Source organism: Extensimonas vulgaris, assembly GCF_003337425.1.
GTDB lineage: Bacteria > Pseudomonadota > Gammaproteobacteria > Burkholderiales > Burkholderiaceae_C > Extensimonas > Extensimonas vulgaris.
Map to the genome: position 1 here is coordinate 462,956 of NZ_QPJU01000002.1, position 26,455 is coordinate 489,410.

The window sequence follows — 26,455 nt, forward strand, 5'->3', positions numbered from 1 at the left end:
TCAACGGGCAGCGGGACCGGAAGCTTCGGCCAGGCGTTTTTCGAGTTCGTCCACGCCGATGGCGCCGGGCACGCGCGCGCCGTTGGCAAAGATCAGCGTGGGCGTGCCGGTGATCTTGTATTTGCGCCCGAAAGCAAGGTTGCGCTGCAGCGCGCTGGTGTCGCAGCTCGCCGCGGGGGCGGGCTTGTCGCGCAGCATCTGGTCTTGCCAGGCCGCGGCGCGGTCTTTCGCGCACCAGATGTTGCGAGATTTCTCGGCCGAGTCGGGGCTCAGGATGGGGTAGAGGAACAGGTACACCGTGACGTTGTCCACGCTCTGCAGGTCACGCTCGAAGCGCTTGCAGTAGCCGCAGTTCGGGTCTGCGAACACCGCGAGCTTGCGTTTGCCGTTGCCGCGCACGATGGGGATCGCGTCCTTGATCGGCAGCGCGGCGAAGTCCACCGCCGTGAGCTGGTGAATGCGGTCTTCGGTCAGGTTGCGCCGCGCCTGCGTGTCGATCAGCTCGCCTTGGATCAGGTAGTTGCCTTTGGCATCGCTGTAAAACAAGTCGGTGCCCACGCGCACCTCGTACAACCCGGGCATGGGCGTGGGGCGCACCTCGTCGATTTTTTGCAGCTGCGGGATGCGCTCAGCCAGGTTTTTGCGGATCGTCGCTTCCTGGGCCTGGGCCGCAAAGCTCAGGGCCAGCGCGGCGCCGGCCAGCAAGGCAGAAAAAGGGTGCATGGTGTGGATCGTGAAAATATCAAAAAAGGAGCGCCTCACGCAGACCGTACGGCGCCCATGGCCTGTTTTGCCATCCAGGTTTTGAGCGGGCCGCTGTGCTCGAAGCTGCGCAGCCCCAGGTTGCGCAGCAGCTGCACGGGGGCCTCGCGGCGCGCAAACAGCTGCTGCAGGCCGTCGGTGGTGAGCCGCATGGGCAGCAGGGCCGCCTTGCGCTCGCGCTCGTAGCGACGCAGCAGGCGCAAGTCGCCAACGCTGCGCCAGTAGTCGCGCCCGTGCAGCACGCGCGCGAGCGCCTGCGCGTCACCCAGGCCCAGGTTCAGCCCATGGCCGGACAGCGGGTGCACATTGTGCGCGGCGTCACCCGCGAGCACCCAGCTGCGCGCGCCGGCGCCAGCAGCCGCTGCCGCGTCGGGCATGGGGCCGCACCACTGGCGCGCCTGCGCGAGCTGCAGCGGCCAGGCCACGCGCTCGCCACGCAGTTGCAGCGCGCCCAGAGCGCCTTGGCTGGCCGTCTCGAGCTGCTGCGCGAAGTCCTCGGGCGCCAGCGCGAGCAGCCGCGGCGCGAGTTCCTGCGGCACCGACCACACCACGGCCACGGCGTGCCCGTGCGCGCCTTCGAGGGGCAAGAAGGCGAGGATGCTGCCGTCGGGCAAAAACCATTGCAATGCGGTCTGCGCGTGCGGACGCTCGCAGTGCAGCCGCGTGGCGATGGCGTGCTGCCCGTAGGGCGTGAGTTCGAGCTCCACGCCGAACTCGGCGCGCGTGCGGCTCGCGCGGCCCTCGCAGACCACGGTGAGCGCTGCAGGTACAGCTTCGGCCACGACCTCGACCTGCGGCTGGTAGCGCACGGCCTCGGCCAGACGCGCCTCGAGCGCAGGCACATCGACGATCCAGGTCAGCGCCTCGGCGCCGAGTTCGCTGGCGTCGAAGTGCAGCTGCGCACCCTGGTCGCCATAGACCTGCATGCGCGTGACGGCGGTGGCGTGTTCGGTGTCGGGCCAGGCGCGCACGCCTTCGAGCAGCTGCCGCGAGGCCGCGTTGAGCGCGTAGGCGCGCACGTCGGGCGCGGCGCCTTCGGGTACTGGTGCCGCGACCAGCGCCACGCGCAGACGCTCGCGCGCGAGCAACAAAGCCAGGGTGCGCCCCACGATCCCGGCCCCACGGATACAAATGTCATAGGTTTGCGCCATGGCCGGCATTGTAGGAGCGCACTTCGTACCCACGTTGCGCGCAGGCGGTGCGCAACCCACAGGGCGCAAGCCAGGCTCCCGAGGGCCGCCTCGTAGAATCGAACGTTTTCTTGCGAACCCAGAAAGCCCTGCCATGAGCCTCCAATGCGGCATCGTGGGCCTGCCCAACGTGGGCAAGTCCACCCTCTTCAACGCCCTCACCAAGGCCGGCATCGCCGCCGAAAACTATCCTTTTTGCACCATAGAGCCCAATACCGGCGTGGTCGAAGTGCCCGATCCGCGCCTGCAGCAGCTGGCCGAGATCATCCACCCCGAGCGCGTCGTGCCGGCCATCGTTGAGTTCGTGGACATTGCGGGCCTCGTCGCCGGCGCGAGCCAGGGCGAGGGCCTGGGCAACCAGTTTCTCGCGCACATCCGCGAGACCGACGCCATCATCAACGTGGTGCGCTGCTTCGAAGACCCGAACGTGATCCACGTGGCCGGCAAGGTCGATCCGATCGCCGACATCGAAGTGATCCAGACCGAGCTGTGCCTGGCCGACCTCGGCACCGTCGAAAAAGCCCTGCAGCGATACACGAAGGCCGCGAAGAGCGGCAACGACAAGGAGGCCGCCGCCCTGGTGCAGCTACTCACCAAGGTGCAGGCCACGCTCAACGAAGGCCAGCCGGTGCGCACGCTCGCGCTCAGCGACGCCGAACGCGCCCTGCTCAAGCCCCTGTGCCTGATCACCGCCAAGCCGGCGATGTTCGTGGGCAACGTCAGCGAAGACGGCTTCGAGAACAACCCGCTGCTCGAGCGCCTCAAGGACTACGCTGCGCGCCAGAACGCCCCCGTGGTCGCCATCTGCGCCAAGATCGAGGCCGAACTCGCCGAAATGGACGAGGCCGACCGGCTCGAATTCCTCAAGGAGCTGGGCCAGGACGAACCCGGCCTGAACCGCCTGATCCGCGCCGCCTACCAGCTGTTGGGCCTGCAGACCTACTTCACGGCCGGCGTCAAGGAAGTGCGCGCCTGGACCATCCACATCGGCGACACCGCCCCCAAAGCCGCTGGCGTGATCCACGGCGACTTCGAGCGCGGCTTCATCCGCGCCCAGACCATCGCGTTCGACGACTTCATCGCCTACAAGGGCGAACAGGGCGCGAAAGAAGCCGGCAAGATGCGCGCCGAAGGCAAGGATTACGTGGTCAAGGATGGGGATGTGATGAACTTTTTGTTCAACGTGTAAGCGATGGCCAGTCGCGCCCCTGACGCCTACGCAGCAGCCCAGGCGCTGCTGCAGCGTCTGCAGCACACGCCGCAGGCGTTTGGCCATGCGGTGCCTGCCGTGGAGCTCATGCAGACGCATATCTCCTGGCTGCTGCTGGCGGGCGAGCATGTCTATAAGTTCAAAAAGCCGCTGAAGCTCGAATTTCTCGACTTCAGCACGCCGGCACTGCGGCGCGCGGCTTGCGAGGAAGAGTTGCGCATCAACCGGCGCACGGCGCCGCAGCTCTATCTGGAGGTGGTCGCCGTGGTCGAGGACGAAGGCGGCTTGCGCGTGCTGCCCGCGGCCGAGGCCGACGCCCGGGGTCTGCAGGCGCTCGCGCATGCCGTGCACATGCGGCGCTTCGCCCAGGACGATCTGCTCGCGGCGCTGCTCGCGCAAGGGCGCTTGCTGCCAGCACATATCGACGCGCTGGCGCGGCATGTGGCGCAGTTTCACGCTGCTGCGGCGGTGGCTGCGCCGGATTCGGGCTGGGGCAGTGCCGCGGCCGTGCGCGCGCCCGTCGCACAGTGTTTGCACGCCGTCCAAGCCCTGGCGGCGCTGCCGGAATTGGCCTCAGAGGCTGCGCGCGTGGCGCAACTCGCGCAGTGGTGCACAGCCCAAGGTGAGATGCTGGCGCCAGTGTTCGATGCGCGCCTGCAGCAAGGCTGGGTGCGCGAATGCCATGGCGACTTGCATCTGGGCAACCTGGTAGTGCAAGGCGGCGAGCCGCTGCTTTTCGATGCCATAGAGTTCGACCCTGCGCTGCGCTGGATAGATGTCGTGGCGGATGTGGCCTTCCTGGTCATGGACTTGCACGCCCATGGCCGCGCCGATCTGGGCTGGCGCTTTCTCAATGCCTGGCTCGAGCGCACGGGCGACTATGCGGGGCTGCAGGTGCTGCGCTATTACTGCGTCTATCGCGCCCTGGTGCGCGCGCGCGTCGCGGGTGTGCGGCTGTCGCAGCTGTCGCAAGTGCCGCAGCCAGCATCTGAGGCGCGCTCCAGCGCGCTGCCGCAAGCGCTCGGCGAGGTGCGGCACTATGTGCAGCTCGCGGCCTGCTTGAGCGCGCCGCAGCCGTGCTGGCTCGGGCTCGCGCATGGTTTTTCCGGCGCGGGCAAGACCACGCAATCACAGGCCTTGGTCGCGCGTGGCGTGGTGCGCGTGCGCGCCGACGTGGAGCGCAAGCGCCTGTTCGGCCTCGCGCCCGAAGCTTTGAGCGCAGCCGTGCCCGGCGGCATCTACACGCCGGAGGCCACGGAGCGCACCTATGCGCGGTTAGCGGAGCTCGCGCGTGTGGTGTTGCAGGCGGGCTACCCGGTGCTCATCGATGCCACCTTGCTCGAAGCTGCGCAGCGCGCGCGCTTCGTCACGCTCGCGGCGGATTTGCAAGTGCCGTGGTGCATCCTGGCTTTCGAGGCGCCGCCCGAAGTGCTGCGCGCGCGCATCACCCAGCGCCTGCAAAGCGGTGGTGATGCCTCCGAGGCCACGCCCGCAGTCTTGGAGCGGCAGCTGGCCACGGCGCGTCCGCTTGCGGCGCAAGAAGAGGCGCACACGCTGCATCTGGATACGACGCAGCCCATCGACTGGGATGCCGTACTGGCAGCCTGCCGGACTTTGGAATCGTCGGCTGCGAATGCGCCGCAGCGGCCCATTTTTTACCGTCTTCTTGCCCCATAGTCCCGCTATGGGGCGGCGAATCCGGCAAAAACTGGCCTCGCTGGGGCGCCTTCTCGCTATCGACGCCCAAAGTCCGGCAGGCTGCTAGTGCAGTGTTCGACGCTATCTGCGACATAAAACCGCGTCTTTTCGGCCTGGGCCGCGTTGCAAATCCTCGCGATACCACCCGGTATCGCTGCGGTTTGCGCCTTGCCCAGACCAAAAATCCATCGGTTTTATTTGTCGCATCAAGCATCAAACACTGCACTAGCGCAGTTCTTGCCGTCCGCCCAGACGCCCGACGCTGCTACCACTGCAACGGCTGCGGCAACACATGCAGCAGCGCCGCGGTCATGACCACATAGCGCAGCAGCTTGCCCAGCGCCATGTAAGCCACGCAGGGCCAAAAGGGCAGGCGCAGCCAGCCGGCCACGGCGCACAGTGGGTCGCCGACGATGGGCAGCCAGCTCAGCAGGCAGGCGCGCGGGCCGAAGCGCCGCAGCCAGGCGAGCGCACGCAGCTCCGTGGGACTGCCGCGCACCCTGTCCACCGCCTTGTGCGTGCCCAGGCCGAGCCACCAGTTGAGCGCGCCACCCAGCGTATTGCCCACCGTGGCGACCAGGATCGTCGGCCAAAATAGGTCGGGGTTGAGCTTGATGAGCCCAAACACTGCAGGCTCCGAGCCCATGGGCAGCAAGGTCGCGGAGACGAAGGAGACGAAAAAGACCGTACTGAGGCCGTATTGCGGCAGTGCGAGCAGCGTGAGCAGGTGGTGCAGCCAATCTTGCATGGAGGCGATGGGTGCTTGTTCAGCCTCTGCAAGGCGTCAGACCGTGGGTGTCGCGAGCCACTGTTCGGCCAGGCGCACCCAGTAGGTCGCGCCCAGCGGGATCAGCGTGTCGTTGAAGTCGTAACTCGGGTTGTGCAAGGTGCAAGGGCCGCCGCCGTGATCCACTTCGCGGTGCGCGCCCTCGCCGTTGCCGATGAAGCAGTAGGCACCGGGCTTGGCCTGCAGCATGAAGGAAAAGTCCTCCGCGCCCATGGTGGGCTCCTGCTCGAGCACATGCTGCGCGCCGACGATGCCGGTCATGACCTGGCGCGCGAACGCGGCCTCGGCAGGCGTGTTGATGGTCGGCGGGTAGTTGCGCTTGAAGGCGAAGCTGCAGCGTGCGCCGTGCGCCGCGCACAGGTGCTCGGCGACTTCGCGCATGCGCGCCTCGATCAAGTCCAGCAGCTCGTGCGTAAAGGTGCGCACCGTACCCTGCAGCTCGCAGCGGTCGGGCACCACGTTGCTCGCCTCACCCGCGTGCACCATGGTGACCGAGATCACGCCGGCTTCGACGGGCTTTTTGTTGCGGCTGATGATGGTCTGCAGCGCCAGCACCAGTTGGCACGCGATGGGCACGGGGTCTATGGTCATGTGCGGCATGGCGGCGTGCCCGCCCTTGCCTTCGACGGTGATGTGAAATTCGTTGCTCGAGGCCATCACCGGCCCTGGGCTCACGGCAAAGTGGCCTACGGGCAAGCCGGGCCAGTTGTGCATGCCAAACACCGCCTGCATCGGAAAGCGCTCGAACAGGCCATCCGCGATCATCTCGCGCGCGCCGCCACCGCCTTCTTCGGCGGGCTGGAAGATCAGGTACACGGTGCCGTCGAAGTGCCGGTGCCGCGCCAGATACTGCGCCGCCGCGAGCAGCATCGCCGTGTGGCCATCATGGCCGCAGGCGTGCATGCGGCCCGGATGGCGGCTCGCGTGCGCAAAAGTGTTGGCCTCGTGGATGGGCAGCGCGTCCATGTCGGCGCGCAGCCCGACGGCGCGCCCGCAGGCACCGCCGTCGCGCCCGTGCACGATGCCGACCACGCCGGTCTTGCCCAGCCCGCGGTGGATGGGAATGCCCCATTCGCCGAGCTTTTGCGCCACGAGGTCGGAGGTGCGCAGTTCCTGAAAGCACAGCTCCGGATGCGCGTGCAAGTCGCGGCGCAGGGCCGCAAAGTCGTTTGCTTGAGCCGCAATGGATTCGATGATGTGCATGGTGTCGTGTCTCCTGCAGAAGGCGCTGCCGCTGTGCGCAGCGCCAGGGGGACATCAGTCTAGCCCGAGGAGCATGTCCCTTGCTGCACTCCGGGCGGCCATCGCGTGCTACGCTGCTCGGATGTTTCAGCCAACCCAAGCCGAAGTGCGCCGCTTCTTTTGCGAGGTGCACGCCAAAGCCGCGCGCGGCGCGCCACTCGAGCCGCTCGAGACGCTCGCGCAGCTGTGGATTGCCGAGCACCCCGAATACCACGCCGACCTGGCCGACGCGCAAGCCGCCGTGGCGCGCCAGTACGACGACACGCCCGAGCGCACAAACCCCTTTTTGCACCTTTCGATGCACCTGGCAATCAGCGAGCAGTGCAGCATAGACCAGCCGCGCGGCATCCGCCAGGCGGTGGAGCTGCTCACGGCGCGGCTCGATTCGCTGCACGCCGCACACCATGTGGCCATGGACTGCCTGGGCCAGATGCTGTGGGAGAGCCAGCGCCAGGGCCGCGCGCCCGATGGCGACGCCTACGTGGCCTGCGTGCAGCGGCGCGCCACACGCGATTGAGTTGTGCGCAAGATGCTACTGAAAAAGTAGCTTCTAGCGCTTATGGATACTGCTTGAAATGCCAAAAAGACCATCAAAAAAGCCCGCTGTTGCGGGCTTTTTTGATGGTGCGCGGATGCTCAGCGAAAGCGCGGCTCGGGCACGGTGCGCAGCTCGCCGTCGAGCGAACCGACGTAATTCGCCAGCGCCTTGAGCTCGGCGTTCGAAAACTGCTTGGCGATGCCGCCCATGACGGGGTTCGCGCGGCCAAAGACGGCGTTGGGTTCGGCCTTGTAGGACTTGAGCGCGACGAACAGGTAATCGGCATGCTGGCCCGCGATCTTGGGGTAGGCCGGGTCGATCGGTTTGGAGAAGTTGTCGCCATGGCACGAGACGCAGGCGGCTTTTTGCAGCAGCGCCGCGACCTGCGGCTTGGGCTCGATGCGCGGTTTGGCGGGCAATTCGGTGCTGCCGGTCTGGGACTTGCCGAGTTGCTCGTAATACGCGGCAAGGTCGGCGATGTCCTGGTCGGACAGCGATGCCGCGATGCCGCGCATGGTCGGGTGGCGGCGGTCGCCCTTGCGGTAGGCGTCGAGCGCCGCGGCGAGGTATTTGGCGTTTTGCCCCGCGATCATGGGCACTTTATAGACTTCAGGGAAGGTGGCCTGATAGCCGGGGATGCCGTGGCAGCCGGTACACATGGCGGTTTTCTTGGCCCCTGCCTGTGCGTCTCCTTGCACCTCGGCGGCGTGGGCGGTGGCGATGGCGGTCACGGAAGCGACAGCCAGGGCAAACAGTGTGGTCAGTTTTTTTGTCATTTTGCGCGCACAATGGTGTAAAAAAACAGCCTGCGGCTGTGATCGATGGTCGATTATAGCCAGCGCCTGTCAAGCCCATTCATCAACGTTTTTGCAATTCGATCCATGAAATTCCAAGGCTCCCAGAACTACGTCGCCACGCCCGACCTCATGCTTGCCGTGAACGCGGCCATCACCCTGCAACGCCCGCTGCTCATCAAGGGCGAGCCCGGCACCGGCAAGACCATGCTTGCCGAAGAAGTGGCGCAGGCGCTCGACATGCCGCTCTTGCAATGGCACATCAAGAGCACGACCAAGGCGCAGCAGGGCCTTTATGAATACGACGCCGTGAGCCGCCTGCGCGACAGCCAGCTCGGCGACCCCGACAGCGCTGCGCGCGTGCAGGACATCCGCAACTACATCGTGCAAGGTGTGCTCTGGCGTGCGTTCACGGCAGACCAGCCCGTGGCACTGCTGATCGACGAAATCGACAAGGCCGACATCGAGTTTCCCAACGACCTGCTGCGCGAGCTCGACCGCATGGAGTTCTACTGCTACGAAACGCGCGAGCTCATCCGCGCCAAGCACCGCCCGCTGGTGTTCATCACCTCGAACAACGAAAAAGAGCTGCCCGATGCGTTTTTGCGCCGCTGCTTCTTCCACTTCATCAAGTTCCCCGACGCCGACACCATGCGGCAGATCATCGGCGTGCACTTTCCCACGCTCAAGGGTGAGCTCATCAGCGCTGCGATGAAGACGTTTTACGACGTGCGCGGCCTGCCCGGCCTGAAGAAAAAGCCCTCGACGAGCGAGCTGCTCGACTGGCTCAAGCTGCTCGTGGCCGAGGACATTCCCGTCGAGGCGCTGCAAAGCGGCGACGACAAGATCGCCATACCGCCGCTCGTGGGCGCGCTGCTCAAGAACGAGCAGGACGTGAGCCTGTTCGAAAAGCTCGTGTTCATGAACCAGCGCAACCGCTGAGCGCCGGCGCCAACTTGCCACGGCCAAACTGCGTCTGCCAACGCCCGCAACCATGACCGCGTTCGCCCAGCCCGTCACCCTGCGCGCGCACGGCGTGCGCCTGGAGCCGCTTGCTGCTGCGCACGAGGCGGGGCTCGCCGCTGCCGCGGCCGACGGGCAGCTGTGGCGCCTGCGCGTGACCTCGGTGCCCGAGCCGCAGCACACGCGCGCGTACATCGAGCAGGCGCTGGCCATGCAGGCCGAGGGCAGCCGCCTGCCCTTTGCCGTGTGCGACGAGGCCACGGGGCGCGTGCTCGGCAGCACGAGCTACCATGACATACTGCCCGCAGTGAAGCGCCTGGAGATCGGCTGGACCTGGTACGCCCAAAGCGTGCAGCGCACGCATGTAAACACCACCGCCAAGCTGCTGCTCATGGAGCACGCCTTCGACACGCTGGGCTGCCACGTGGTCGGCTGGCGCACCGACAACTTCAACTTTGCGAGCCAGCGCGCCATCGAGCGCCTGGGCGCGAAGAAAGACGGCGTGCTGCGCGGCCACGCGCTGCGCCGCGACGGCACCATACGTGACACCGTGATGTACAGCATGCGCGCCGGCGAGTGGCCCGAGGCGCGCGCCCAATTGCTCTACCTTTTGCAGCTGCATGCGCTTGCTACATGAGCGCTGGAGGCCAAAATCATGCTCATCGACTTTTTCTACACGCTGCGCGCCGCGCAGCTGCCGGTATCGGTCAAGGAATTCCTCAGCCTGCTCGAAGCGCTCGAGGCCGGCGTCGTCGGCCCGCGCTCTGAAGACGCCTGGAGCCTGGACGACTTCTACTTCATGGCGCGCCTGGCGCTCGTGAAGGACGAAAAGCACTACGACAAGTTCGACCGCGCCTTTGCCGCGTACTTCAAGGGCGTGGAGGCTGCGGCCGACGTTGCGCGCGAGCTGCCCTCGGACTGGCTCACGCAGATGCTCGAGCGCGAGCTCAGCGACGAGCAAAAGGCCGCGCTCCAAAAGCTCGGCTGGGACGAGCTCATGGAAACGCTCAAAAAGCGCCTAGCAGAGCAAAAAGGCCGCCACGAAGGCGGCAGCAAGTGGATAGGCACGGGCGGCACCAGCCCATTCGGCAACGGCGGCTACAACCCGCAGGGCATACGCATGGGTGGGCAGAGCAAGAACAAGAGCGCCGTCAAGGTCTGGGAGCAGCGTGCCTACCAGGACTACGACGACCAGCAGGAACTGGGCACGCGCAACATCAAGGTCGCGCTGCGCCGCCTGCGCCGCTTTGCACGCGAGGGCAACGAACTCGAGCTCGACCTGCCCGACACCATCCGCAGCACGGCCGCGAACGCGGGCTACCTCGACATCAAAATGGTGCCCGAGCGCCACAACAACGTAAAGGTGCTGCTGCTGATGGACGTGGGCGGCACCATGGACGAGCACATCCAGCGCGTCGAAGAGCTGTTTTCTGCCGTGCGCAGCGAGTTCAAGCACCTGGAGTTCTACTACTTCCACAACTGCGTCTATGACTTCATGTGGAAGAACAACCGCCGGCGCTTTGCCGAAAAATTCCCCACCTGGGACATCATCCGCAAATACAACAAGGACTACAAACTGATCTTCGTGGGCGACGCGACCATGAGCCCCTACGAGATTTTGCAGCCCGGCGGCAGCGTCGAATACAACAACGAGGAGCCCGGCGCCGAATGGCTGCAGCGGCTCACGCACGCCTTCCCCAAGTTCGCCTGGATCAACCCCGAGCCGCCCGGTGTGTGGCAGTACCGTCAGAGCATCAGCATCATCCAGCAGCTCATGGCGCAGCGCATGTACCCGCTCTCGCTCAAAGGGCTCGAAGACGCGATGCGGCTGCTGTCAAAATAACTGCATGTGTCGCCGTGTCGCAGCGCCGGCCCGCGGGCCGGCGTTGTTTTTTCTGCTGTTTGCGCTCGCCCTGCTGCTGTCTGGCTGCAGCGTGTGGCAGCGCGTCACGGGCCGGGGCACTGATGCCGATGCGGCCGCCACAGGCGAAGGCCGCGCCGCGTTCACGCTCGAAGTGCAGGCGCCCGATGCGCTGCGGGCTCTGCTCGAGCGCCACCTCGAACTGCAGCGTTTTCGCCAGCTGCCCGACTTGCAGGAAGGCGAGCTGCAGCGCCTGCTCGCGCGTGCCGACGAAGACGCGCGCGAGCTGCTCGCGACGCAAGGCTATTTTGCGCCGCGCATCACCATCGAAACCCATGCCGCGCCCGGTGATGCAGCGGCCGTGCGCGTGGTGCGGCTGCGCGTCGATCCGGGGCCGCAGACGCGCGTCGTGCGCGCCGACATCGGCTTCGTCGGCCACAGCGTGAGCGCGCAGACAGACACACCCGTCGCCCGGCCCGGTGCGCCCGAAAGCGGCGCGCGCCAGTTGCAGCGCGTGCAAAGAAGCTGGGAGCTCCCGCCCGGCCAGCCCTTCACCCAGGCAGGCTGGGACGCCGCGAAGAAAGAGAGCCTGCACCAGCTGCAGGCGCGTCGCTACGCCGGCGCGCGTCTGGAGAGCAGCCGCGCCGACATTGACGCCGACACGAGCGAGGCGACGCTGAGCGTGCTCTACGACCCGGGCCCGCCGTATTTCTTCGGCCCTTTGCGAGTCGAAGGCAGCCAGCGCTACGACCCCGAAGGCGCGCGCCGCATCGCACGCCTGCCCACGGGCAGCCTCTACTCCGAGGCGCAGATGCTCGACGCCCAGCAGCGCCTGGCCGCGAGCGGCTATTACGACACCGTGTTTTTGCTGCTCGACACCGAGGCGCCCGACCCCAAGGCCGCGCCCGTCGTCGCCCAGGTGCGCGAAGCGCCGCTGCAGAAATATGTCTTCGGCGCGGGCGTCTCCACCGACGCCGGCCCGCGCCTGAGCGTGGACCACATCCACAACCGCGTGCCCGGCATAGGCTGGCGCGCCGTGAGCCGGATCGCGCTCGACAACAAGGACAAGCTCCTGGGCACCGAGCTCATGGACCTGCCCGACGAATCGGGCTGGCGCTGGTTCGGCAGCGGCAAGCTGCAGCGCGAGGACACGGGCGACTACCGCGTCAACAGCGGACGCCTGCGCGCGGGCCGCAGCATGAGCGACCTGCGCATAGACCGCAGCTATTTTTTGCAGTACGACAACGCGCACAGCCAGGGCCTGAACCCGCCGCCCACGAGCAGTTCGCTCAGCGCCAACACCAGCTGGACGGGGCGCTACTTCAACAGCAACCTCGCGCCCACGCGCGGCTACGGGCTGGGGCTGGAGCTGGGCGCGGGCAGCACCCTCGGCGAACACCACGAACCCTATGCGCGCAGCCTGCTGCGCTGGCAGTGGTTCGTGCCACTGGGGCGCGTGGAAGGCGAGGACGGACGCGGGCGCCGCAGCCGCCTGGCCGTGCGCACCGACCTGGGCGCCGTGCTCGCGCGCACCAACGCCCCCGTGCCCGTGACCGAGCTCTTCCTCACCGGCGGCGATGCCACCGTGCGCGGCTACGCCTACCGCAGCATAGGCGCGCGCACCGAGAACAACCAACTCTACGGCGGCCGCTACCTGGCCGTGGGCAGCATCGAATGGCAGCGCCCCATGCTGCGCGACGGCCGCGTGAGCGATTGGGAAAACACCTTTTTCATCGACGCCGGCGCCGTTGCCGACCGCGTGCGCGCGCTCGACCCGCGCGTGGGCGTAGGCACGGGCGTGCGCTGGCGCAGCCCCGTGGGGCCGCTGCAGGCCGACCTGGCCTACGGCGTGCGTGTGCACAGCCTGCGGCTGCACATGCGGCTGGGGTTCAATTTTTGAGCACGACCCAGATGCCATCGCAAGAAGCGCTGCGGCCTGACGCGCCGCCTCCCCAGCAGCCACCTTCGCCACCTGCGCCACCTCGGCGCCGCGTGGGGCGCAGCTTGTTGCGCCTGGGCGCGATCTTGCTGGGGCTGCTGCTAGCCTTGCTGCTCGTGATTGCGGCATGCGGCTGGTGGTGGGCCGGGCGCAGCAGCTCGCTTGCGGACACGCTCGCGCTGGTCGCGCGGCTGTTGCCTGTCGAGCAGCGGCTCGAAAGCCGCGCCGTGCAAGGCACGCTGCGCGAGGGCGGGCACATAGGCTGGCTGCGTTGGAGCAACCCCAAGCTCGCCGTCGAAGTGCAGGATTTGCGCTTTGGCCAGCCGCTGGGCTGGCGCTGGGCCGCGCTGCTGCAAGGGCAGGCCGAACTCGGCAAGCTGCAGGTTGCGCAAGTCACGCTCACGCCTGCGGGCGCGCGCAGCACCGATGCCGGGCCGCCCACACCGCCCACCGCGCTCGCGCTGCCCGTGCCGCTGCAGCTGCACGTGAAGCTGCGCGTCGATCGCCTGCGCTGGGCGGGCACACCCGCGCTCGAGCTGCAGGACGTGAAGCTCGGCTACCGCTACACGGGCAGCGGCTTCAGTCTCGGCGGCTGGCGCGAGGCGCAGCACCAGTTCACGCTGCGCGAACTCACGCTCGGGCGCGGCCAGTACCGCGGCCAGGCCACGCTGGGCGCGCAGGCGCCGTTCGCACTCGCCGCGACGCTCGACGGCTTGGTGCCCATCGCGCCGCCCAGCGACGCAGCGCAGACGCCGCCCCGCGCACCCTACGCGGGCACCCAGGCGAAGGCGCACGCGAGCGTGCAAGGCCAGCTTGCCACGGCCGCGGCGAGTTTAGAGTTAAAAATGCTCTTAGCGCTTGATACGCCTACGCAAGCAGCTATCGATTCAGAAGAAAAAAAGCGGCCCGACGACCAGGGCAAGCGAGCGCTTGCCAAGCCCCAGGCCGCGTCCGCCGCAGATGCCATGCAGGCCGAGCTCAGCGCCACGCTCCAGCCGTGGGCGGCGCAGTCGCTGCCGCAGGCCCAGGCGCGGCTGCGCGGCGTCGATCTCGCGGCCCTGTGGCCAGGGGCGCCGACCACCTTGCTCGACGGTACGCTGCACGCGGGGCCTTTGGCCCAGCCGGTGCGCAACCATGACAAAGCTCCACCATCCTCATCGCCAACAACGCCTGCGGCACCCGCTCCATCCGCTCCATCCGCGGCTCCGCCAGCCGCACCCGTGGCGTCGGGCTGGGCCATCGCGGTGCAGCTCGCCAACCGTTTGGCCGGGCCTTGGGACACGGGCCGCCTGCCGCCCACGGCGCTGCAAGGGCGCGTCGAGTACGACGGCCAGCGCTGGAGCGCCCCCGCGGCCAGCGTGGGCCTGGGCGCGGGCACGGCCACGCTGCAGGCGCACTACACGCCGGCCAGCGGCGCGTGGGACGGCCGGCTGGACTTGCACGGCGTGTCGCCCGGCGCCGTGCATTCGGCCTTCGACGTGCAGGCGCTTGCGGGTTGGCTGACGGCACGGCGTGAAGAAGCCGGGGCCGTGCGCTTTGCGGCAGACCTGCACGCGCAGCCAGCGCCGGTTGGCAAGGGCACAGCCGCCGCGAACGGCGTCCAGGCCGCAGCAAGCAACCCTGCGAGCGGCAGCCGGGCCAAGCCCCCCAAGCCTTCCAAAGCCGCGCCAGCGCCCAAGGCCACGGCAAAAGCCACGCCCGCGGCCAAACTGCGCATAGACGCCTTGCAGACCGAGGGTGAATGGCAGCAGCAGGCCGACGGCAGCCCCAGCGTGCAATTGCGCACGTTGCAGCTCGTCGCGTTGCAGGCCCGCGTGCAGGCGCAGGCGCTGCGCATGGCCTTTGGCGCGTCGCCTGCGGCGCAAGGGCGCGTGCAGCTCGAAGTGCCCGGTGCCGTCGCCGCGGCCGACGGCAGCCTGGACGCGCGCCGCGGCGCCGGCATGCTGCAGCTGCAGGCGCAAGACCTGCGCGCCACGCAGCAGTGGCTCGCGCGCCTGGCTGCGCTCGGCGTGCCAGGACTCGGATTCGCGCAGCAAGGCGACATGCAAGGCCAGGCGCAACTGTCCGCGCGCTGGCAGGGCGGCTGGCAAAGCGCCTGGGACATGCTGCAGCGCCCGGCGTCCACGGCCGGGGCGTCATCAGCGCCGCGCGACAAAGCCCCAGCCCCTTTTACGCTGCAGGCGACGCTGGCCGTGCCGCAACTCAACGCCACCGGGCCCGGCGCCGCGCCCTGGCAGCTGCGCGGCGTGCGCGCCGAATTCGCGGTCTCTGCCGCACAGGCCACACTCGCCCTCGATGGCGCGCTGCAGCACGGCGGTCTGCAGTTTGCGCTGCAGACCAGATTGGACGGTGGCATCCAGCGCGCCGCGCAGACCGGCGCCGGCTTGCCCTGGCAGGCGCGTGTGCAAACCCTGCGCCTGCAAGCCGAAGACGCGCAGCGCCCGGGCCCGTGGACGCTGACGCTCGGTGCGCCGCTCGCACTCGACGGGCACATTCCGATCGGCCAAGCCAGCGCCTCGGCAGCCGCGGCCTGGACTGTGCAGGCCACGGCCGGGCAGGCGGCGCTGAGCGGCCCTTTGCCCGGCACGGTGCAATTGCGCTGGGAGCCGCTGCGCTGGGCGCGTGGCACGGGAACGGGCACGGGCGTCGCCGATATGCGCCTGCAGACCCAAGGCAGCGTGCTCGGCCTGCCGCTCGCCTGGGTCGATGCCTTGGAGGCGCGTTCCGCCGACACGGCGCCGCTGCTCACGCGACTCGGGCTCGGTGGTGACCTGGCCTTCGACGGCCAGTGGAGCGTGGACACCACCGCGCGCGACGGCCTGCGCGCGCGCGTGGGCCTGCAGCGCGCGCGTGGCGACTTGCGCATCCGCCTCGAAGAGGGCATGAATGGCGCCGGCGGCGCGGGTGGCAAAGCGGCCAGCGGCGGCAAAGTCGGCAATGGCGGCGCGGGCAAGTCATCCGCTGTCACCCAGGCCGGCGTGCGCGCGGCCGAGGTGGCGCTCGAAGCGCAGGGCGACGCCGTGCACGCGCGGCTGCTGTGGGACAGCGAGCGCGCGGGCCACGTCAACGCCACGGCCGACACGCGCATCGCCTGGGTGCAAGGCGCGCCCGTCTGGCCCGCCGACGCGCCCATGGCCGGCACGCTGCAGGCGCGCCTGCCCGACCTCGGCGCCTGGTCTTTGCTCGCGCCGCCGGGCTGGCGCGTGCGTGGCACGGTCGAAGCGGACGCGCAGCTCGCGGGCAGCCGCGCCGCGCCGCGCTGGTCGGGCACGCTCGCTGCCGACGACGTGGCCGTGCGCTCCGTGCTCGACGGCATCGACCTGCAGCAAGGCCGTTTGCGCGCCACGCTGCGCGGCGACACGCTGGCCATCACCGAATGGCGCATCCAGGGCGGGCGCGGCAGCAATGCGCGCATCCCCGGATTGAGCGGCAACCGCACGCCGCCGCCGCAGGACGGCGGCACGCTCGCCGGCACGGGCACGCTGCGCTGGAGCAGCCCTGCCGACGGCGACGCGGGCATCGCCATGCAATTGCAGGGCGAGGCGCGCGCGCTGCAAGTGCTGGTGCGCGCCGACCGGCAGGTCAGCGTCTCGGGCCCGGTGCAGGCGCAGCTGCAGGGCGGCCAGATCCGATTGCGCGGCCAGCTCACGATAGACCGCGCTGCGATCTTGCTACCCGAACAAGGCGCGCCGCGTCTGGGCGACGACGTGGTGGTGCATTCGCGCGCCAAGGACGCGGCCACGCAAAAGACCGCGCAGCCCGAGGCGCGCGCCACAGTGCAGGCCGCGCGCGCACCCGACATCGCCGTGAGCCTGAACCTGGGGCGCGACTTCGCGCTGCAGGGCATGGGCCTGACCACGCGCCTGCGCGGCACGCTCGACATCCGCTCCAGCCCCGAGCCCGGCGGCGCGCCGCGCATCACGGGTGACATCGCCACCGAGCAGGGCCGCTACCGCGCCTGGGGCCAGACGCTGGATATCGAAACCGGGCATATCCACTTCAACGGCCCCTATGACAACCCCGCGCTCGACATCCTCGCACTGCGCCCCAACCTCAGTGTGCGCGCGGGCGTGCAGATCAGCGGCACGGCACAGGCGCCGCGCGTGCGCCTGTATTCCGACCCTGAAATGCCCGAGGCCGAAAAACTCTCGTGGGTGGTGCTGGGCCGCGCCGCCGCGCAGGGGGGCACGCAGACCGCCATGCTGCAGCAGGCCGCGCTGATTTTGCTCGGGCGCGGCGGCGCCAGCCCCGGCGCACAGATTGCAAGCCGCCTGGGCCTCGACGAGCTGGGCCTGGGCGGCGACAGCGCCGACAGCAACGGCACCGCGCTGTCGCTGGGCAAGCGCCTGTCGGACAAGATGTACGTGACCTACGAATACGGCCTCACGAACGCGCTCGGCGCCATCTACATCTTCCTGGACCTCACGCGCCACCTGACCCTGCGCGGCCAGACGGGCGAGAAAAGCGCGCTCGACATCATCTACACGCTGCGCCGGGATTGAGCTTGCAGCGGGTGGAGAGAACTCCGTGGGCCGCCCTACAATGCGCCCCTGCCCCTGCTTGCCAGCCCACCATGGGCGCGCTTTCGGGCAGAGTCTTTGCTTCTTCTTTTCTCTCGCCGTAGCACAAGGGATAGTGCCTCCGCCTCCTAAGCGGAAGATTCAGGTTCGAGTCCTGACGGTGAGGCCAGTGTCTGCGGTTATGCTTTTCGCTCGTGGACTCTCGGCTTCTATCAATTGCTTGTGGAGGGAAGAATGCGAAAAATGACGGTGCGTGCTCAGCTCGGCTGGGCTTTCGGTGGATTGGCTCTGTTGGTACTGCTCGTGGCGGTGTTTGCCATCAAAGGGATGAATGACGCCAATCAGCGCTTTGAAAACTACGTCCAAGGCATGGGCGCGCGTCTCAATGCCGCCCACGAAATGCAGGAGGCCGTGCAACGGCGAGCGATCGCGGTGCGCAACATGGTGCTGCGCGCCAAGCCAGAGGACATCGCGGCCGAAAAACAAGTAGCGACACAGGCTCACGCAGAAGTCGCAAGCCAGCTGCAAAAGCTCAAAACGCTGGTGCAAGATGCGGGCGCCACCGAAGAAGCGCGGCGTATGGTGGCAGAAATCGACCGCATCGAGCAGCAATACGCACCCGTCGCCCTCGCCATCGTCGATCTGGCTGCGAACCAGCAGCGCGAGGCCGCCATTACGAAGATCAACAACGAATGTTTGCCTCTGCTGCGCGCGCTGGATGAAACTACGCAGCAGTACGTGAACTATGCAACCCAGCGCGCGAGCCAGCTCGTTGCAGCGTCTGCCGCTGAGTTTGCTTTGCAGCGCAACCTGCTGATCGCCGTCTGTGTGCTGGCATTTGCATTTGCCGTGCTTGCCGGCTGGCTGATCACGCGCCGCATCACGCGCGCGCTCGGCGCCGAGCCCGACGAGCTCTCCGCCGCAGTCGGGCGCGTGGCCGAGGGGGATTTGTCGGTCGAGCTGCCCGTGCGTGCGGGCGACCGCGCGAGCGTGCTGGCGGCCGTCGCGCGTATGCAGGCTGCGCTGCGTGAGGTGGTGTCGAACGTGCGCCACGCCTCGGACTCCGTCTCCGTGGCGAGCGCCCAGATCGCCGCCGGCAACGCCGACCTCTCGGCGCGCACCGAAAGCCAGGCGAGCGCGCTCGAAGAAACCGCGGCCTCCATGGAAGAGCTTGGCAGCACGGTGCAGCAAAACGCCGACAACGCGCGCCAGGCCAACCAGCTCGCGCAAAGCGCCTCGGCCGTCGCGCAAGAGGGCGGCGAAGTCGTGGCTCAGGTGGTCGAGACCATGAAGGGCATCCACGGCTCCTCGCAAAAAATCGCCGACATCATCGGTGTGATCGACGGCATCGCGTTCCAGACCAACATTCTCGCGCTCAACGCCGCCGTCGAGGCCGCACGCGCGGGCGAGCAGGGCCGCGGCTTTGCCGTGGTGGCGAGCGAAGTGCGCAGCCTGGCCGGGCGCAGCGCGCAGGCCGCCAAGGAAATCAAGGCGCTGATCACCGACAGCGTCACGCGCATAGGCCAGGGCAGCACGCTGGCCGACCAGGCGGGCGCGAAGATGGCGGAGATCGTCACCGGCATCCGCCGCGTGACCGACCTCATGGGCGAGATCAGCGCGGCCAGCAGCGAGCAAAGCGCGGGCGTCGCGCAGGTGGGCGAGGCCGTGAGCCAGATGGACCAGGTCACGCAGCAAAACGCCGCGCTGGTCGAGCAAATGGCGGCCGCCGCCGCGAGCCTCAACGCCCAGGCGCAGGAGCTTGTGCGCGCCGTGTCCATGTTCAAGCTCGATACGGCGCCATCGGCGCATGGGCCAGCCGTTGCGGCCGGGCCCGTGCACGCGCCCACGCCGGCGCTCACGTCGGCGCTCACGGCCGCCCCGCATGTATCCAACCCCATGCATCTTGCCGCAGCGCCGTCTGGCGAGAGCGTGCACGAGACGCAGGTGCGGCTGGACAACGCGATCCGCGCGCATGCCGACTGGAAAATCAAGCTGCGCGGGGCGATCCAAAACAAGGAAACCCTGGACGTCGAGACCATCGGCCGCGACGACTGCTGCGAATTGGGCAAATGGTTGCACGGCAAGGGGCGGTCGCAATATGGTGCTCGCCCGTCGTTCACCCATCTCATCGAAGAACATCGGCACTTCCATGAAGAGGCCGGCAAGGTCGCGCAGACCATCAACCGCGGCGCGTACCAAGAGGCGCAGCGCCAGATCGCTGCCGATTCGCCATTTGCACGGGCGTCGCAGCGCGTGGGGCAGGCCATCGTGCAGCTGTCCAATGAAGTCAAGGGCAAGGGCAAAGGCAAGGGCAGGGCAGGCGCTGTTGGCGGTGCCGCGGCTGCCGCTTCGGCCGCTCCCGCGCCGCAGCTCAAGCGCCCCGACGCCGCGAGCCTGCACGGCAAGGCCAAGCCCAATGACGATGACGAATGGGAGAGTTTTTAGATTGTTCATGAGGACGCAGGATGATGGGCTCCCTGGCATTGCGAGGTGCTAGGAGCCTGTCGGACTTTGGAATCGTCGGCTGCGAAAGCGCCGCAGCGGCCCATTTTTTACCGGCTTCTTGCCCCATAGTCCCGCTATGGGGCTGCGAATCCGGTAAAAACTGGCCTCGCTGGGGCCCATTCTCGCTATCGACGCCCAAAGTCCGACAGGCTCCTAGATCCGCGTAGGCGCGCAGCGCCGCCTCATCGACAATCTGGGTTTCAGGCTTGGGCGTGAGCGCCAGCGACGGCCAGCCGAACCCGACCCACGAAGGATATGCGCATGATCGACAAACAAGCGGCCTCGGTGGCCGAGGCGCTCGCGGGTGTGCAGGATGGTGCCACCGTGCTGATCGGCGGCTTTGGCACCGCGGGCATCCCCGAGGCCTTGATCGATGGCCTGATCGCCCAGGGTGCACGCGAGCTCACGGTGGTCAACAACAACGCCGGCAACGGCGACACGGGGCTCGCCGCGCTGCTGCGCGCGGGGCGCGTGCGCAAAATCATCTGCAGCTTTCCACGCCAGGCCGACAGCTACGTGTTCGACGCCCTCTACCGCAGCGGCAAGATCGAGCTCGAACTCGTGCCGCAGGGCAATCTGGCCGAGCGCATGCGCGCGGCAGGCGCGGGCATAGGGGCGTTTTTCTGTCCTACGGCCTATGGCACGCAGCTCGCCGAAGGCAAGGAGACGCGCGAGATCGGCGGCCGGCACTACGTGCTCGAATACCCGATCCACGGCGACGTGGCGTTGATCCAGGCCGAGCGCGGCGACCGCTGGGGCAACCTGACCTACCGCAAGGCGGCGCGCAACTTCGGCCCTGTGATGGCCATGGCTGCGCGCTACACCGTCGCCGCCGTGCACGAGGTGGTGCCGCTGGGCGCGCTCGACCCCGAGTGCATCGTCACGCCAGGCATCTTCGTCGATCGCATCGTGCAGGTCGAGCGCGCGCTGCGCTGACGCGATGGTGCCCGATATTTATGTAAAAAACGCAAAAAACCTAGGTGGATAAAGCGTGAATAGCTATCAACTAAGAAGCAAAGAGGCGCTCGCCCGGCGCGTCGCGGCAGACATCCCCGAGGGGGCGTACGTGAACCTCGGCATCGGCATGCCCACGCTCGTGGCAAACCACCTGCCGCCGGGACGCGAAATCATCTTGCACAGCGAAAACGGCATTCTCGGCATGGGGCCGGCGCCGCCGCCGGGCCAGGAAGACCCCGACCTCATCAACGCCGGCAAGCAAGCCGTGACGCTGCTGCCCGGTGGCGCCTACTTCCACCATGCCGACAGCTTTGCGATGATGCGCGGCGGCCACCTCGACATCTGCGTGCTCGGGGCGTTCCAGGTCTCGGCCACGGGCGACCTCGCCAACTGGAGCACGGGCGCGCCCGACGCCATCCCCGCCGTGGGCGGCGCCATGGACTTGGCCGTCGGCGCGCGGCAAACCTGGGTGATGATGGACTTGCTGACCAAACAGGGGCACAGCAAGATCGTCTCGCATTGCAGCTACCCGCTCACGGGCCTGGGCTGCGTGCGGCGCATCTACACCGACCATGCGACGTTTGCTTGCACGCCTGCGGGCCTGCAGTGCATCGATCGCGTGCCCGGTCTTGCCCACGAAGCGCTCGAGCGCCTCGTGGGCCTGCCGATCCGGCCCATTGACGGCTGATCGCGGTCGCTGCGCGGGCCGTTCACGCGCGGGGCAAAATCGCCGCCGCCATTGCTGTTTTTTCCAACCACCGATTTCGGAGACTCCATGACCCAAGCCTTCATCTGCGACGCCATCCGCACCCCCATCGGCCGCTACGGCGGCGCGCTCGCGAGCGTGCGCACCGACGACCTCGCCGCGATCCCGATCCAGGCGCTGATGCAGCGCAACCCCAAGGTCGACTGGGGGCGCCTCAGCGACGTGCTCTATGGCTGCGCCAACCAGGCGGGCGAGGACAACCGCAACGTCGCGCACATGGCCAGCCTGCTCGCGGGCCTGCCCGTGGAGGTGCCGGGCGCAACCATCAACCGCCTGTGCGGCTCGGGGCTCGATGCCGTGGGCACGGCGGCGCGTGCGATCAAGGCGGGCGAAGCGGGCCTGATGATCGCCGGCGGCGTCGAGAGCATGAGTCGCGCGCCCTTCGTGATGCCCAAGGCCGAGTCCGCCTTCAGCCGCAACGCCGCGATCTACGACACGACCATAGGCTGGCGCTTCGTGAACGCGCGCATGAAGCAGCTCTACGGCACCGACTCCATGCCCGAGACGGCCGAAAACGTCGCCGCCGAATTCAAGATCGAGCGCGAGGCGCAAGACCGCATGGCGCTCGCCAGCCAGCAAAAAGCCGTGGCCGCGCAACGCGCGGGCCATCTTGCGCGCGAGATCACGCCCGTGCACATTGCGCAGAAAAAGGGCGACCCCATCGTCGTCACGCAGGACGAGCACCCGCGCGAAACCAGCCTCGAGGCGCTGGCCAAGCTCAAGGGCGTGGTCAAGCCCGACGGCAGCGTGACCGCGGGCAATGCGAGCGGCGTGAACGATGGCTCCTGCGCGCTCCTGCTCGCGAGCGAATCCGAGGCCGCGCGCCACGGCCTCACGCCCAAGGCGCGCGTGGTTGGCATGGCCGTGGCCGGCGTGGCGCCGCGCATCATGGGCATAGGGCCCGTGCCCGCGACGCAAAAAGTGCTCGCGCAAACGGGGCTCGACCTCGCGCAGATCGACGTGATCGAGCTCAACGAGGCCTTTGCCGCGCAGGGTCTGGCCGTGCTGCGCCTGCTCGGCCTGCCCGACGACGACGCGCGTGTCAACGCCTGGGGCGGCGCGATCGCGCTCGGCCACCCCCTGGGCGCGAGCGGCGCGCGCCTGGCCACTACCGCAGTGAACCGCCTGCACGCCACGGGTGGGCGCTACGCGCTGTGCACCATGTGCATAGGCGTGGGGCAGGGCATCGCCGTGATCCTCGAGCGCGTGTGAACGGCTGCTTGCACCACAACACCATATTCATGAAGGAGACGTTGATGGCCATTTCCCGCTTTTTTGCGCGTCGTACCGCGCTATGCACCCTGGCCGCTGCTGCCGCGGCGGTGCTGTTGCCGTTGCCGTCTGCGGCGCAGGGCTTTCCGACCAAGCCGTTGACCATCATCGTGCCGTTCACGCCCGGCGGCACTACCGACTTGCTCGCGCGCATCGTCGGTCAGGAACTGGCGGCCGAACTTGGCCAGCCGGTGGTGATAGACAACCGCGCGGGCGCGGGCGGCAACATCGGCGCGCAGGCCGCAGCGCGCGCACCCGCCGATGGCCACACCCTGTTCATGGGAACCGTGGGCACGCACGCGATCAATGCCGCGCTCTACAAAAAGCTGCCCTATGACCCGGTGAAGGACTTCGTCCCGCTCACGCGCGTGGCGACCGTGCCCAATGTGCTCGTGGCCAATCCGGCGCAGCCCTTCAAGACCGTGCCCGAGCTCATCGCCTACGCGCGGGCCAATCCGGGCAAGGTGAACTTCGGCTCTGCCGGCAACGGCAGCTCGATCCATCTCTCGGGCGAACTGTTCAAAACCATGGCCAAGGTGGATATGCAGCACGTGCCCTACAAAGGCAGCGCGCCGGCCATCACGGACCTGCTCGGCAACCAGATCGCCATCATGTTCGACAACCTGCCCTCGGCGCTGCCCTACGTGCGTTCGGGCAAGCTGCGCGCCCTGGCGGTGACCACGGCCAAGCGCTCACCTGAGCTGCCCGACGTGCCCACGATCGCCGAGGCCGGCGTGCCAGGCTACGAGGCCATGTCCTGGTTTGGTCTGTTCGTGCCTGCGGGCACGCCGGCCCCGGTCGTCGGCAAGCTGCATTCGGCCATCGTCAAGGTGCTGAACAAACCCGAGGTCAAGAAAAGGATCGCCGAGCAAGGTGGCGAGGCGCACCCTGAAACTGCAGAAAAATTTGCCGCTTTCATCCAGAGCGAATCTGCCAAGTGGAGCAAGGTGGTGCAGGCTTCCGGAGCGAGCGTGGACTGAAATGCGGGTGATCCTGGTCGCCAACCCCAAGGGCGGTGTCGGCAAATCGACGCTCGCGACGAACATCGCGGGCTACTTTGCCGCGCAAAGCCACGCCGTCATGCTCGGCGACACCGATCGCCAGCAATCGTCACGCTTGTGGCTGGGGCTGCGCCCCGCGCAGGCGCGCCCCATAGGCAGCTGGGACCTTGGCCCCGACCTGCTCGCCAAGCCGCCCAAGGGCACGACGCATGTCGTCATCGACACCCCCGCGGGGCTGCACGGCAAGCGCCTGGACGCCTTGCTCAAGCGCGCCGACAAGGTCATCGTGCCGCTGCAGCCCAGCGTGTTCGACATCTTTGCCACGCATGCCTTCTTGCAGCAGCTTGCCGAGCACCGCCGCGCCGCGGGCGTGCCGGTGGGCCTGGTGGGCATGCGCGTAGACGAGCGCACCCATGCGGCCGAGCAGCTGCAGCGCTTTCTCACCGGCTTGGACTTGCCGGTGCTCGGCTATTTGCGCGACACGCAGAACTATGTGCACCTCGCGGCGCACGGGCTCACGCTGTTCGACGTCGCGCCCAGCCGCGTGGCACGCGACCTGGCGCAGTGGCAGGGGATTTGCGCCTGGCTCGATGCCTGAGCATCGCGTGGCGCTTCAGTGCGCATTGCCTGGCATGGCAAAACCGTTTTGCCGCCAGGCCTCGAACACGGTCACGGCCACGGCGTTCGAGAGGTTGAGGCTGCGCTGGCCCGCGAGCATGGGCAGGCGCAGGCGCTGCGCCGCCGGAAAGCGCTCGCGCAGCGCGGGCGGCAGGCCACGCGTTTCGGCGCCGAACACCAGCCAGTCGCCGGGCAAGAAGCGGCAGGCGTACACGCTCTGGCTGCCCTGCGTGGTCAGCGCGAACATGCGTGTGAGGTCGGGCTGCTGGTTTTGCAGCAAGGCTTGCCAGTCGCGGTGGCGCTGCACGCGCGCATATTCGTGGTAGTCGAGCCCCGCGCGGCGCAGGCGCTTGTCGTCCATGGCAAAGCCCAGCGGCTCGACCAGGTGCAGCTCGCAGCCGGTGTTGGCCGCGAGGCGGATCACGTTGCCGGTGTTGGGCGGGATTTCGGGTTCGACGAGGACGATGCGGAACATGGCGCGTATTGTCGCGCCCAGCACTGGCTCAGCGTGCCGCCGGCGTGCGCGCGAGCACGAGGGCGGTGATGTGCACGGCGCCCGCTGCGCGCAGCGCCTGCGCCGCAGCGTCCAGCGTAGCGCCGGTGGTCAGCACGTCGTCGATGAGCACGACGCGCTGCCCGGCGAGGCCCGCCGCACGCAGCGGCTCGACGGCAAAAGCGCCTTGCAGATTGCGCAGCCGCTCGTGGCGCGGCAGGCTGCTTTGCGCTGGCGTGTCGCGCAGGCGCAGCAGCAGGTGTTTGTCGGTTTTGTGCGCTGCAAGCTGCTGTGCAAGCAACGCGGCCTGGTTGAAGCCCCGCTCGCGCAGGCGTGCGCGCGCGAGCGGCACGGGCAGCACGCGGTCGGCGGCGTCGAGCGCGGGCTCGACGCCGGGCGTGGCACGCAGCAGGCCCGCCAGCGCCGCCGCCCAGCCCGGGTCACCATGGAATTTGAAGTTTGCGATCACTCCGGCCCAGGGGTAGCCGTAATCCACGGCGGCGTGGCAGGCGTCGAGCAACGGCGGCGTGCGCAGGCAGGCGCCGCAGGTGTGCACGTCCGCGGGCACGGGCAGCGCGCAGCGCAGGCAACGCGCGCGCGGCTGCGCGAAGCGTGCCACGCAGCCCGCGCAGAGGCGCTCAGCGGGCCATGCGCCGCAGATCGCGCATTGGCTGGGGATGCGCCGCAAAAGGTGGCTGTATACCTTGCGCGCTACCTGCGCGGCAAAACCGGGGCCGACTACGGGCAAAGCGGGCAAGGCGGCCATGGGCGTAAAGCGCAAGCGCTACGGGCACGGAGCTTCACGAGCCGCTGCTGCGCTTGACCTTGGGCGCCGAATAGGTCGGTGACTCCTGGGGCACTTGCTGCGCTAGGCGCTCTTGCTGCGCGGTCTGGTGGACGCTTTGCGCGACCTCCACGGCATTGCTGCTGGCACGCCACATCGATTGGATGAAATCGATCAATTGCTGGTACAGCGGCGGCTGCGGCGGGATTTGTTCTTTGGCTTTTTGCTCTTTTTCGGCGGGGGTTTCGATGCCGTCGCGGCGCGCACGCATACCATCCGTTCCCGCCACCTCTTTGGTTTGGGATGCGTCCGGCGTGCGCAAGGTGCTGCCCTGGCCAAGGCCATCGGTCGATTCGACCGGGTGCGAGGTGTTGACCGGCCGCACGGGCGGAGCGCCAGAGGCGCCGCTCGAATACAAATCCGCCCCTTGTGGCCGCCAGGGGGGAGATCGATCTACGGCAGAAATGGGCATAGCGATGCTCCTTGAACCAGGAAGTAGAGTGATGCGAAAGGGATTTTCGCCTTCTCGTTCTGTATTTCGTCAAAAAGAAGGGG

Annotated in this window: 22 protein-coding genes and 1 tRNA gene; 15 read left to right on the top strand and 8 right to left on the bottom strand. The window is 68.0% G+C overall.

What is annotated here, in order from left to right; translation table 11 throughout:
• The gene (locus tag DFR45_RS05090) at positions 1-723 is read right to left on the bottom strand and encodes a DsbC family protein (protein WP_114482592.1); all 723 of its coding nucleotides are present in this window, start codon (positions 721-723) and stop codon (positions 1-3) included.
• 35 nt (positions 724-758) lie between these two features.
• Complete coding sequence (locus DFR45_RS05095; protein WP_114482714.1) at positions 759-1,913, bottom strand: FAD-dependent monooxygenase; 1,155 nt, start codon at positions 1,911-1,913, stop codon at positions 759-761.
• Between the two features lie 133 nt (positions 1,914-2,046).
• On the opposite strand from DFR45_RS05095, the gene ychF reads away from it, so the two are divergent.
• Both ychF and DFR45_RS05105 read left to right on the top strand, forming a co-directional pair.
• Positions 2,047-3,141: a redox-regulated ATPase YchF gene (ychF, locus tag DFR45_RS05100; RefSeq protein WP_114482593.1), complete on the top strand. Its 1,095-nt coding sequence runs from the start codon at positions 2,047-2,049 to the stop codon at positions 3,139-3,141.
• Positions 3,142-3,144: 3 nt separating this feature from the next.
• The gene (locus DFR45_RS05105; protein WP_114482594.1) at positions 3,145-4,839 is read left to right on the top strand and encodes a bifunctional aminoglycoside phosphotransferase/ATP-binding protein; all 1,695 of its coding nucleotides are present in this window, start codon (positions 3,145-3,147) and stop codon (positions 4,837-4,839) included.
• Positions 4,840-5,125: 286 nt separating this feature from the next.
• Here DFR45_RS05105 and DFR45_RS05115 read toward each other — a convergent pair whose 3' ends face one another.
• Positions 5,126-5,608 (bottom strand): YqaA family protein, encoded by a 483-nt coding sequence (locus tag DFR45_RS05115; RefSeq protein ID WP_114482596.1) that lies wholly within the window; start codon positions 5,606-5,608, stop codon positions 5,126-5,128.
• A gap of 36 nt (positions 5,609-5,644) precedes the next feature.
• Positions 5,645-6,850 carry a M20 aminoacylase family protein gene (locus DFR45_RS05120; protein WP_114482597.1) on the bottom strand — a complete coding sequence of 402 codons (1,206 nt, stop codon included), beginning with the start codon at positions 6,848-6,850 and terminating at the stop codon, positions 5,645-5,647.
• A 121-nt stretch (positions 6,851-6,971) separates the two neighbouring features.
• Here DFR45_RS05120 and DFR45_RS05125 point away from each other — a divergent pair, with 121 nt between their 5' ends.
• Complete coding sequence (locus DFR45_RS05125; protein ID WP_114482598.1) at positions 6,972-7,406, top strand: DUF1841 family protein; 435 nt, start codon at positions 6,972-6,974, stop codon at positions 7,404-7,406.
• A gap of 119 nt (positions 7,407-7,525) precedes the next feature.
• Here DFR45_RS05125 and DFR45_RS05130 read toward each other — a convergent pair whose 3' ends face one another.
• The gene (locus tag DFR45_RS05130) at positions 7,526-8,203 is read right to left on the bottom strand and encodes a c-type cytochrome (protein WP_114482599.1); all 678 of its coding nucleotides are present in this window, start codon (positions 8,201-8,203) and stop codon (positions 7,526-7,528) included.
• Between the two features lie 105 nt (positions 8,204-8,308).
• Between DFR45_RS05130 and DFR45_RS05135 the strand changes: the two genes are divergently transcribed.
• The 12 genes from DFR45_RS05135 (at position 8,309) to DFR45_RS05190 (ending at position 24,603) form a co-directional block, all read left to right on the top strand.
• On the top strand, positions 8,309-9,163 hold the full coding sequence (locus tag DFR45_RS05135; protein WP_114482600.1) for an AAA family ATPase: 855 nt from the start codon (positions 8,309-8,311) through the stop codon (positions 9,161-9,163).
• A gap of 52 nt (positions 9,164-9,215) precedes the next feature.
• Positions 9,216-9,821 carry a GNAT family N-acetyltransferase gene (locus DFR45_RS05140; protein WP_114482601.1) on the top strand — a complete coding sequence of 202 codons (606 nt, stop codon included), beginning with the start codon at positions 9,216-9,218 and terminating at the stop codon, positions 9,819-9,821.
• Positions 9,822-9,839: 18 nt separating this feature from the next.
• On the top strand, positions 9,840-11,027 hold the full coding sequence (locus DFR45_RS05145; RefSeq protein ID WP_114482602.1) for a vWA domain-containing protein: 1,188 nt from the start codon (positions 9,840-9,842) through the stop codon (positions 11,025-11,027).
• A gap of 4 nt (positions 11,028-11,031) precedes the next feature.
• Positions 11,032-12,945, top strand: a complete 1,914-nt coding sequence (locus DFR45_RS05150) for an autotransporter assembly complex protein TamA (protein WP_114482603.1) — start codon at positions 11,032-11,034, stop codon at positions 12,943-12,945.
• Between the two features lie 92 nt (positions 12,946-13,037).
• On the top strand, positions 13,038-17,486 hold the full coding sequence (locus tag DFR45_RS05155; RefSeq protein ID WP_244910962.1) for a translocation/assembly module TamB domain-containing protein: 4,449 nt from the start codon (positions 13,038-13,040) through the stop codon (positions 17,484-17,486).
• Positions 17,487-17,598: 112 nt separating this feature from the next.
• A tRNA-Arg gene (locus DFR45_RS05160) sits at positions 17,599-17,673 on the top strand.
• Positions 17,674-17,747: 74 nt separating this feature from the next.
• Positions 17,748-19,949, top strand: coding sequence for a methyl-accepting chemotaxis protein (locus DFR45_RS05165; RefSeq protein WP_158636976.1), 2,202 nt, complete (start codon positions 17,748-17,750; stop codon positions 19,947-19,949).
• A gap of 321 nt (positions 19,950-20,270) precedes the next feature.
• Positions 20,271-20,945, top strand: a complete 675-nt coding sequence (locus DFR45_RS05170; protein ID WP_114482604.1) for a 3-oxoacid CoA-transferase subunit A — start codon at positions 20,271-20,273, stop codon at positions 20,943-20,945.
• 55 nt (positions 20,946-21,000) lie between these two features.
• Positions 21,001-21,654 carry a 3-oxoacid CoA-transferase subunit B gene (locus tag DFR45_RS05175; protein WP_114482605.1) on the top strand — a complete coding sequence of 218 codons (654 nt, stop codon included), beginning with the start codon at positions 21,001-21,003 and terminating at the stop codon, positions 21,652-21,654.
• An 87-nt stretch (positions 21,655-21,741) separates the two neighbouring features.
• Positions 21,742-22,944, top strand: a complete 1,203-nt coding sequence (gene pcaF, locus DFR45_RS05180) for a 3-oxoadipyl-CoA thiolase (RefSeq protein WP_114482606.1) — start codon at positions 21,742-21,744, stop codon at positions 22,942-22,944.
• A gap of 44 nt (positions 22,945-22,988) precedes the next feature.
• Positions 22,989-23,984, top strand: a complete 996-nt coding sequence (locus DFR45_RS05185) for a Bug family tripartite tricarboxylate transporter substrate binding protein (protein ID WP_114482716.1) — start codon at positions 22,989-22,991, stop codon at positions 23,982-23,984.
• A 1-nt stretch (position 23,985) separates the two neighbouring features.
• The gene (locus DFR45_RS05190) at positions 23,986-24,603 is read left to right on the top strand and encodes a ParA family protein (protein WP_114482607.1); all 618 of its coding nucleotides are present in this window, start codon (positions 23,986-23,988) and stop codon (positions 24,601-24,603) included.
• 15 nt (positions 24,604-24,618) lie between these two features.
• Here DFR45_RS05190 and trmL read toward each other — a convergent pair whose 3' ends face one another.
• From trmL to DFR45_RS05205, 3 genes are read right to left on the bottom strand one after another with little or no spacing between them, the layout of a single operon-like run.
• Positions 24,619-25,098: a tRNA (uridine(34)/cytosine(34)/5-carboxymethylaminomethyluridine(34)-2'-O)-methyltransferase TrmL gene (trmL, locus tag DFR45_RS05195; protein ID WP_114482608.1), complete on the bottom strand. Its 480-nt coding sequence runs from the start codon at positions 25,096-25,098 to the stop codon at positions 24,619-24,621.
• 28 nt (positions 25,099-25,126) lie between these two features.
• On the bottom strand, positions 25,127-25,882 hold the full coding sequence (locus tag DFR45_RS05200; RefSeq protein ID WP_114482609.1) for a phosphoribosyltransferase family protein: 756 nt from the start codon (positions 25,880-25,882) through the stop codon (positions 25,127-25,129).
• Between the two features lie 34 nt (positions 25,883-25,916).
• The gene (locus DFR45_RS05205) at positions 25,917-26,372 is read right to left on the bottom strand and encodes a hypothetical protein (protein ID WP_114482610.1); all 456 of its coding nucleotides are present in this window, start codon (positions 26,370-26,372) and stop codon (positions 25,917-25,919) included.
• Positions 26,373-26,455 lie beyond the last annotated feature (83 nt).